The 9,301-nt window shown below is 71.9% G+C and carries 7 protein-coding genes and 1 pseudogene; all 8 read left to right on the top strand.

The features are described 5' to 3' along the window. Window positions 1-283: 283 nt before the first annotated feature. Entirely contained in the window at window positions 284-598 is a 315-nt protein-coding gene (locus KIH27_RS09545; protein ID WP_214092695.1) for a WXG100 family type VII secretion target, read from the top strand. A 33-nt stretch (window positions 599-631) separates the two neighbouring features. Next, entirely contained in the window at window positions 632-922 is a 291-nt protein-coding gene (locus KIH27_RS09540) for a WXG100 family type VII secretion target (protein ID WP_214092694.1), read from the top strand. A gap of 19 nt (window positions 923-941) precedes the next feature. After that, window positions 942-1,784 (top strand): ESX secretion-associated protein EspG, encoded by an 843-nt coding sequence (locus KIH27_RS09535; RefSeq protein ID WP_214092693.1) that lies wholly within the window; start codon window positions 942-944, stop codon window positions 1,782-1,784. Window positions 1,785-1,867: 83 nt separating this feature from the next. Further along, the gene (locus tag KIH27_RS09530; RefSeq protein ID WP_214092692.1) at window positions 1,868-2,887 is read left to right on the top strand and encodes a MinD/ParA family ATP-binding protein; all 1,020 of its coding nucleotides are present in this window, start codon (window positions 1,868-1,870) and stop codon (window positions 2,885-2,887) included. A gap of 3 nt (window positions 2,888-2,890) precedes the next feature. Continuing rightward, window positions 2,891-4,483, top strand: coding sequence for a type VII secretion integral membrane protein EccD (gene eccD / locus KIH27_RS09525; RefSeq protein WP_214092691.1), 1,593 nt, complete (start codon window positions 2,891-2,893; stop codon window positions 4,481-4,483). Further along, on the top strand, window positions 4,468-5,964 hold the full coding sequence (mycP, locus tag KIH27_RS09520) for a type VII secretion-associated serine protease mycosin (RefSeq protein ID WP_214092690.1): 1,497 nt from the start codon (window positions 4,468-4,470) through the stop codon (window positions 5,962-5,964). The genes eccD and mycP overlap by 16 nt, the downstream gene beginning before the upstream one ends. Then, window positions 5,961-7,514: a type VII secretion protein EccE gene (eccE, locus tag KIH27_RS09515; protein WP_214092689.1), complete on the top strand. Its 1,554-nt coding sequence runs from the start codon at window positions 5,961-5,963 to the stop codon at window positions 7,512-7,514. Before mycP ends, eccE begins: the two co-directional genes overlap by 4 nt. A gap of 38 nt (window positions 7,515-7,552) precedes the next feature. Continuing rightward, window positions 7,553-9,286: pseudogene (eccA, locus tag KIH27_RS09510) on the top strand (type VII secretion AAA-ATPase EccA). The last annotated feature ends 15 nt before the right edge of the window (window positions 9,287-9,301 follow it).

Raw genomic sequence — 9,301 nt, 5'->3', positions numbered from 1 at the left:
GGCCGGCCGGTGGGGTTGCGGCCCGGCACCGCCCCGGGCGTCGCGGCGGGGCCGCCGGTGACCAGCCCCGGCGGGCTGGGCGGCGCGCCGATCCCGCACTCCGCCGGCCGGACCGCCCGGGTGCGTGCAGCCGCCGCGCCCGGCACCGCTCACGTCGTGAAAAGCCCTGCTTGACAAGGCTATTCGGTTATCCACAGGGTGAATCGACAGCCTCGCGCGAAGTCCATACACTTCGCCGAAACGCCGCCCGAACCGGAGCGGCCGACAACCGGAGGAGGGCGCAGTGGCGACCATCGTAGTGACACCCGAGGTGCTCAGAAGCACAGCCGCAGCGGTCCAGAGCGACATGGAGCACGCCACCGCGATCGCCAACGGCTACCTGGCCAACCAGGAGAACGTGATGGGCGGTTCCAGCTGGGCCGGGGCGGGCGTGCAGGCCTCCTACGCGACCGTCGAGCAGATCCACGCCGACCTGCAGAAGGTGCTGATCGGCGGGTCCCGGCTCGCCGAGGGCCTGAACCGGTCCGCGGCCCTGATGGAGTCGCACGAGTCCGATTCCGAGCACGCCTTCCACAGCCTCTTCGGCACGACCGCCTGAACCCGTCACCCGCTACGAAAGGACAGTGCTCCCATGACCGGAGACATGATCACCTACAACCCCGGCACCATCGCCGACTTCGCGTCCGACGTCGCCGGCCGGGCCGGCCAACTCCACGAGATCCACGACGACGTCACGCAGCGCACCACCGCGCTCGGCGAGTACTTCGGTGGGCACGGTGCCCAGGGGTTCTTCGACGCGCAGCAGCAGATGCTGTCGGGCCTGCGGGGCCTCATCGAGACCGTCAGCCAGCACGGCCACACCACATCGGCGGTGCTGGACGGGGCGATCGCCACCGATCAGGCCATCAGCGGCCTGTTCTGACAGTGGATTCGGTGACGACATGCTGACGACGACGCTCGACGGCCTGTGGGTGCTGCAGGCGGTGTCCGGGATCGAGCAGCTCTGCCCGGAACTGGGGCTGCGGCCGCTGCTGCCCCGACTGGACACCGCCGACCGGGCCCGGCGGCATCCGATCGCGGCCGAACTCACCGCCGTCGGCGCCCTCGACCCGGCGGGTGACGTGGACCCGATGATCCGGGAATGGCTGACGGTGATCGCGCGCCGCGACCTGGCGCTGCTGGTGCACCGGCACCGTCCCGGGCCGGCCGACCCGCAGACCGCCACCCGGGTGTCGCTCTGCCGGTTCGCGTCCTGGTGGGTGGTGCTCGAACGCTGCGACCGGCAGGTGCGGCTGTACCCGGCCGGCACCGCCACCGATCGGGCCGGTGCCAGTGAGCTCGTCGCCGGTCAGATCGAGCGGCTGTGCGGGGTGATCGGGGCCGCTCCCCTGCGACCGGTCACGCTCGACGCCGGGGAGCTGCTCGAGCAGGTGCGCGATCCCGACAGCCTGCGGAAGCACCTGGCCGCGCAGCGCATCGACGTCGATCAGCTGCACATCCTGTTGCAGGCCGCGGACCCGCGACTGTCCGGTCAGACCGGCGTCGTCGCACTGCAGCCCGGTGCCGGCCCGGAGCGGCTGGCCCGGATGGCGGTCGGGGACACCGCGGTGGCGCTCGTCGACACCCCCGCCGGCCGGCTCTGCGTGGCGAGCGTCGACACCGGCGGCCGGCGGTATCAGGTCATCTCCCCGGGCACCAGAACCGTTGTCGCCGACGCGATCCTGCGTCTGCTGGACCGAATGCCGAGCGCCGACGAGTGGCATTCACATCGGCGGGCGGGGTAACCATGAATTCAGCAGTCGGCCTTTCCTCAAAGCCCAACAAAGCGCGTAAACACGCTATCCGCGGCCGTGTTAGCATCACGCCCGTGACCAGCCTCTGGAATAGGCCGAATATGCCCGACGGAGACATGTTCGGGCGACGCGATTCAGCGTCCGCCCACGGCCACCGGGATTCCGTTTCGGACTCGATGCGGATTTCCGATCTCGCCGCGCCAAGGAAGATTCCGCCCAGTTCAGGCTGGCGCAGATTGCTGTATTACGCCACCGGAAAGCTCGTGAACCCCGGCGAATCAAGACGTGAACGGCATTACCGCGACCTGCGGAATAGAATTCGTCGACACATTCGCCGTCAATACGTGATCACCGTGATTTCCGGAAAGGGCGGCACCGGTGCCACGACATTGACCGCCGCCATCGGCAGCGTCTTCCGCGAATGCCGGCCGGAGAATGTGATCGCGATTGACGTGGTCCCCGGCTTCGGAACGCTCGCCGACCGCATCGACGAGCATCCCCCGGGTGACTATTCGGCCGTCCTCAGCGACACCGATGTGCAGGGCTACTCCGATATCCGCGAACACCTCGGGCAAAATGCGGTCGGCCTGGACGTCCTGGCCGGGAACCGCACCTCGGATCAGGTCCGGCCGCTCGTTCCGGCCATGTTCAGCGGGGTGCTGTCCAGGCTGCGGCGGACCCACAGTGTGATCGTCATCGACACGGCCGCCGACTTGGAGCATCCGGTCATGAAACCGGTGCTGGAGAACACCGACACGCTGGTCTTCGTGGCCGGCATCACCGCGGACAGATCCCGTCCGGTGCTGCGCGCGGTGGACTACCTCACCGCGCAGGGCTATCACGAATTGGTGTCCCGCGGGACGGTCATCCTGAACCATTCCGCGGACGTCACGGACAGTTCCGCGGTGGCCTACCTGACCGAACGGTTCAGCAAAACCGGCGCCACGGTGGAGGTCATGCCGTTCGACCCGCACCTGGCAAAGGGCGGCATCATCGATGTTCAGCACGAGGTGCGAAAGAAGGCCCGGTTGCGGCTGTTCGAAATCACCGCCGGGTTGGCCGACAAATACGTGCCGGACAGCGAAAGGGCCTAGCCGGTGTCCTCCGCGACGACGGCCAAGGTCGCATTCCCGGCGCGCTGCGCGGTGACCATTGCCTACGACAAACATCTTGTGTCGCAGGTGTTCCCGGCCGGAATCCCGGTCGAGGAGTTCTTCGAGGGAATGGTGGAACTGCTCGACGAGGATTTGCAGCAGCACGGATTCGACGGCGTCACGCTGCCGGCCGGCGGTTATGAATTGCACCGGGTGAACGGCGTGCGCCTGGACATCGGCCGCAGCCTCGACGACCTGGGGGTGCAGGACGGCGACACCCTCGTCCTGGTCCCGACGGCCGGCGGTGACTCGTTCGAGCCGCAGTACGAGTCGCTGTCCAGTGCCCTGGCCGCCGCCGGCCGCCGACTGGGCGCCCGGCCGGAGATCCGCTGCCCGGACTGCGGCCACACCGCCGACGAGCAGACGGTCGCCCGGTTGCTGCACGTCGAGACCGACCGGATGTTCACTGCCGTCACCGCGCGAACCGCGGCGCACACCGCGCTCGCACTGCTTGCTGCGGCGGTGCTGCTGGTCGCCGGATTGGCGGTCCGCGCCCGCACCGCCGGTGACGGTCTCGCCCCGGCCGCCGTCCTGATCGGGCTGGGCGGGCTGCTGACGCTGGGCGCCGGCGTCGCCCACCGGACCCGGCCGGCACGCACCGACCTGATCGGTGGCTTCGGGTGGCCGGCGGCGGTCGCGCTGGCCTGCGCCGGGCTCTGCGCGGCACCCGGTCCGCTGGGCGCACCGCACCTGGTGATCGGGGTGACGGTGCTGGCGCTGGGCGCCGGCGCGCTCAGCCTGCTGCTGCGCTCGCAGGCGGCGGTGGCGACCGCGGTGGTCACCGCGTGCGGGCTCGGCGCGACGGTGGGTTCGGCCCGGATGTGGCACCCGGTGGGCGAACGGGTGCTCGGCATCTGCCTGCTGCTGGGCCTGCTGATCCTGGTGCGGACGGCACCGACGATCGCACTGTGGGTGGCCCGGGTCCGCCCGCCGCACTTCGGGTCGATCACCGGCCGGGACCTGTTCGCCCGCCGGGCAGGCATGCCCGCCGACACCGTCGCCCCGGTCGCCGGCGCGGCCGACGAGGACGACGACCTGGTCGACGTCTCCGCGCGCGGCGCGGCGGTCGCGGCCTCGGCCCGACTGGTCAACGCGGTGCAGGTCGGCATCTGCGTGGCGATCGCGGCGGCCCTGCCGGTCGCGGTGTGGCTGGTGCTGACACCGGCCGGCCCCTGGCAGCCCGCCGCGGTGCTGCTGTGCGGGCTGGTCGCCGGGATCTTCCTCACCCAGGGGCGTGGGTTCGCCGCCCGGACGCAGGCCATCGCGCTGGTCGGCGGGGCGTGCGCGGCGGTGCTCGCCGGGATCACCGAGTACGCGCTGACGGCACCGGCCACCTCCCCGGCCGGGTTCCTGTGGCCCGCCGTCGCCGTGGTCGTTTTCGCCGGTTCGGGTCTGGCGGCCGGTCTGCTGGTGCCCGACACGAGGTTCGTGCCGTGGATCCGGTTGACGGTCGAATGGCTGGAGGTACTGGCGTTCGTCTCGGTGGGGGTGCTCGGGGCCTGGCTGGGAGGGCTGTTCGAGTGGGTCCGCAACTGAGCCGGCTGGGCGCCCGCGCCGCCGCTCTCACCGCGGTGACGCTGCTTACCGGCCTGGTCGACTGCCCCCCGATCGCGCTGGCGCTGGACCCGCCGTCCGTCGACCCCGCGCTGGTCCCGGCGGACGGCACACCCGGCCCGGACGGACCGCTGCGCCGGTCGAACTCCTGCAGCGTCCCGATCACCGTCGCCGACCCCGACCCCGCCCGGCTCGCACCGGGATTCGACCTGCTGGGCATCGCCGACGCCTGGCGGTACTCCACCGGCAACGGGGTGGCCGTGGCCGTCATCGACACCGGCGTCACACCCGGTCCGCGGCTGCCGGTGATCGCCGGCGGCGACTACCTCACGGGCGGCGCCGACGGTCCGCCCGGGCTGCAGGACTGCGACGCGCACGGCACCATTGCGGCGTCGATCATCGCCGCCGCCCCGCAGGGCGCCATACCGATGCCCCGGCCGATGCCGGAGGTTCCGGCGTTCCCGCCGCCGGCCGGCGTGCCCGAGCCACCGCCGCCGGACCCACCCGCCGACGACGGCGCACCCGACGGCGTCGTCGGGGTGGCGCCGCACGCACGGATCATCTCGATCCGGCAGTCCTCCCGGGCGTTCGAGCCGGCCGGATTCACCGCCGATGAGCAGGTCAAGGCCGGGACGCTGGCCACCCTGGCGAAGGCCGTCGTGCACGCCGCCGACCTCGGGGCCAAGGTGATCAACATTTCGGTGACGTCCTGCACCCCCGCGGGTGCCACCGTCGACCAGCAGACGCTGGGCGCCGCCCTCTGGTACGCCGCGACCGTGAAAGACGCGGTGATCGTGACCGCTGCGGGCAACGTCGGTGAGGCGGGCTGCGCGAACAACCCGATGTTCGACCCCCTGGACCCCGGCGATCCCCGGGACTGGCATCAGGTGCGGGTGATCTCCAGCCCGTCGTGGTTCGCCGACTACGTGCTCTCCGTCGGCGGGGTCGACACGACCGGCGCACCGCTCGACAAGAGCATGACCGGACCCTGGGTGGGGGTGGCCGCACCCGCGACACAGATCCTCGGCCTCTCCCCGCAGGGCGGCGGACCGGTCAACGCCTACCCGCCACCCCGGGCCGGCGAACCCGCAATACCGTTCTGGGGCACCAGTTTCTCCGCCGCCTACGTCAGCGGCGTGGCTGCCCTGGTCCGGGCGAAGTACCCCGACCTCACCGCGCACCAGGTCATCGAGCGGATCGTGCAGACCGCGCACAATCCCCCGGCCGGCGTCGACAATCGGGTGGGCTACGGCCTTGTCGACCCGGTCGCGGCGCTCACCTTCGACGTCCGCCCGGGCCATCGCGTGGCACCCGGCGCCGAGACCCGGGTGCTCCACCCCGTGCCGCCCCCACCGCCGCCGGATCACCGGGCCCGCAGTGTCGCGCTGGGGTTCCTCGGCGTCGTGGCGCTGGCCGCGGTCGGCACCGCGATCACCGACCGGATCCGGCGGGCCACCCGATGAACCCCCGCCTGTCCGGGTTTCCCGCAACCAGTGATCGGCGGCTGCGCTGCGGGCTGGCGATCACCGGGTGCGCTCTGGCGGGCTGGGCCGTGGGCGGGCCGATCGGATGCTCGCTGGCGGTCCTGGCCGCGCTGATCCTGACGCTGGTGCCGTGGTGGGGGCAGCCGGCATGGTCGTGGGCCGTGCTGCGACTGCGGCTGGGCCGGGTCGCGGACACCGCCTGGGCCGAACCGATCACGGTGGCCAACAACCGGGCCGGGGGCGGCGTGCGGATTCAGGACGGCGTCGCGGTGACGGCCGTGCACGTGCTGGGGCGGGCCCACGCCGCGACCGTGGCGACCGGGTCGGTGAACGTGACGACCGACAACGTCGTCGACGTGGCCGCCCTGCTGCCGCTGCTGCACCATGCGCTGGGTCTGACGCTGGAATCGCTGAGCGTGGTCAGCGTCGGCGCGCGGCGGGCCACCGCCGGCGACTATCCGCGCGTCTACGACACCGAGATCGGCACCCCGCCGTACGCGGGTCGGCGCGACACCTGGCTGGTGCTGCGGCTGCGGGTCATCGACAACACCGCCGCACTGCGCTGGCGCAGCACGCTCGGGGCGACCGCGGTCGCGGTGGCCCAGCAGGTCGCGGGTTCGCTGCGCTGCGACGGGCTGCGCACCCGGGTCGCCACCGCCGGTGACCTGGTCGAACTGGACCGGCGTCTCAGCGGTGCGGCGCTGCAGGCCGGGGCGGAGCGCTGGCGGGCGCTGCGCAGCGATGGCGGCTGGGTCACCAGCTACACCTATGCGGCCGGTCGGCCCACCGCGCACCTGCTCGCCCAGGCCTGGACGCTGCCCGCCGACCGGGTGCTGCAGAACATCACGGTGTTTCCCGACGGGACCGGCACCGTCACGGTCACCCTGCAGACCGCGCAACCCGCGCCGACGCCGCCGGCGGTGGTCCTGCGGCGACTGCACGGCGAACAGGCCGCGGCGCTGGCGGGCGGGCTGTGCGCGCCGCGGCCCCGGGTGCGCGGGCTGGCGCCCCAGCGGCTGCCGGTCAAGCTTCCGGTCGCGCTCGGCCCGTCCGGGGTGCTGATCGGCAAGCTCGCCAACGGCGACCGGCTGATGGTTCCGCTGACCGATTCCGGCGAGTTGAGCCGGGTGTTCATCGCCGCTGAGGATCCGATCGTCAAGCGGATCATCATCCGCACCGTCGGCGCCGGGGAACGGGTCTGCGTGCACACCGTCGACCCGGAGCGCTGGGCCGGCGTGCGGATGCCGGAGCTCACCGTCGCCGGCGAAGCGCGGCCCGCACCGCGCACCACCGTCAGCGTGGTGGACGGCACCGTCGCGCCATCACCGCGCCCGGCCACCGTCATCACCGTCGCACCGCCCGACACACCACCGCCGCCGCCGGACGCGGTCGAGGTGTGCATCGAGCAGATCGGCGAGACGACGGTCCGGGTCACCGCCGGCGGGAGATCCTGGGTGGCCGCGGTGGAGATGTTCCGGGCGGAGAACCGGTATTGCAGCCCCGAAGCACTGGCCCCGGTGGCACGGTGACCGACCTGCCGGCGGCGCGCAGGCATTTCGACCGGGCGATGGCGGACCTGGCGAACCGCAGCGCGGCGCTGGCGGAGTTCACGGCGGCCACCGCGGCGGATCCGTCGATGGCCGACGCGTAGCTCGGCCGGATCGCCTGCGGCGACACGGCTTTGGCGACACTGGAGCAGCTCCATACCACCGGCGACTGGCTGCACCGGGAGACCACCCGGCTGGGCCGGCAGCTGGCCGCCGAGATTCCGCTGGGACCGTACCTGTCGATCACCGTCACCGACGCCTCACACGCCGGGCTGGCGTTGGCCTCCGCGCTGACCGCCGCCGGTGCGTACGCCCGGGCCGACGCGCTACTGGCGGACGACCGCCTGCTCGACGGGTGGGTGAACCACCAGTGGCACCAGTTGGGCCGCGGTTACCTGATGTTCGCCACCCAGCGGTGGCCGGACGTGCTGACCGTCGCCGCCGAGGAGTTGCCGGAGCGGGCCGTCGTCATGCCGGCGGTGACCGCGTCGATCCGGGTGCTGGCCGGCCATGCGGCCGCCCACCTGGGGCGCGGCCGGGTGGCGCTGGACTGGTTGGACCGGGTGCCGGGTGATGGCGGTGAGATTCCGCTGCTGACGGCGGATCTGGCCTACCTGCGCGGCATGGTGCACCGCCAGCTCGGCGATGAGGACCGCGCTCAGGTCTGGTTGTCGAAAGCCGCCGTCAACGGTGTGCTGACCGAACCGGCCAACGCCGCGCTGGCCGAACCGGATCTGCGTCTGACCGTCACCGACGAGTCCGTCATCGACAGTCGCAGCGACCGATTCGACGTCGCGTCGGCGAAGACGCCCGCCGAACTCGACGAGCCCGGCGCCGCGGATCTCCGGGCTTTGCTGCTGGCCGAGGGGCGCGCCGAGCTGGCCCGGCAGGTCGGACTGTCCGAGGTGAAGCGGGCCGTGCAGGCGCTGGAGGACCAATTGGAGGTCCGGGCGATGCGCCTGGAGCACGGTCTGCCGGTGGAGGGCCAGACCAATCACATGCTGCTCGTCGGCCCACCCGGCACCGGTAAGACCACCACCGCGCAGGCGCTCGGCAAGATCTACGCCGGGCTGGGGATCGTGCGCACCCCGCAGATCCGCGAGGTCCGCCGCTCCGACTTCTGCGGCGAGCACATCGGGGTGTCCGGCCCGAAGACCAACGAGCTGATCGAAAGATCGCTGGGCGGAATCCTTTTCATGGACGAGTTCTACTCGCTGGTGGAGCGCCACCAGGACGGCACGCCGGACATGATCGGGATGGAGGCGGTCAACCAGTTGCTGATCGCACTGGAGAAGCACCGGTTCGACTTCTGTTTCCTGGCAGCCGGCTACGAGGATCGGGTCGACGACTTCCTCACCGTCAACCCGGGCCTGGCGAGCCGGTTCAACCGCCGGATCCGGTTCGAGTCCTACACCCCGGCGGAGGTCGTCGAGATCGGTCAGCGCTACGGCGCCGACCGGGCCACCGTGCTCGACCCGACGGCACGGCAACGGTTTCTGGAGCTGGTGACGACGGTCGGCGCCCACCGAACGCCGCGCGGCGACCACGGCATCGACGTCCTGCACAACGGACGCTTCGCCCGCAACGTGATCGAGGAGGCCGAGCTGTCCCGCGACACCCGGCTGGCCGGCCGGAAACGCGCCGGGCACCCGGTGACGGTCGATGATCTGAAAACGCTGACCGCAGAAGACATCCGGGCCGCGATCCACGCCGTCTGCAGCGCCAACCGGGAGTTGGCGGCTATCGTCTGGTGAGCGCCGGCCTGGCGA

Origin of the sequence: Mycolicibacter acidiphilus (assembly GCF_018455725.1) — a bacterium.
Taxonomy (GTDB): domain Bacteria; phylum Actinomycetota; class Actinomycetes; order Mycobacteriales; family Mycobacteriaceae; genus Mycobacterium; species Mycobacterium acidiphilum.
The sequence above is the reverse complement of the archived record's forward strand: the minus strand, read 5'-3'. Positions and strand labels throughout refer to the sequence as shown.

Excerpts from the sequence above, each read along its gene's own strand:
- KIH27_RS09540 (WP_214092694.1), top strand. The coding sequence starts at position 632 with ATGACCGGAGACATGATCACCTACAACCCCGGCACCATCGCCGACTTC.
- KIH27_RS09535 (WP_214092693.1), top strand. The coding sequence starts at position 942 with ATGCTGACGACGACGCTCGACGGCCTGTGGGTGCTGCAGGCGGTGTCC.
- eccE (WP_214092689.1), top strand. The coding sequence starts at position 5,961 with ATGAACCCCCGCCTGTCCGGGTTTCCCGCAACCAGTGATCGGCGGCTG.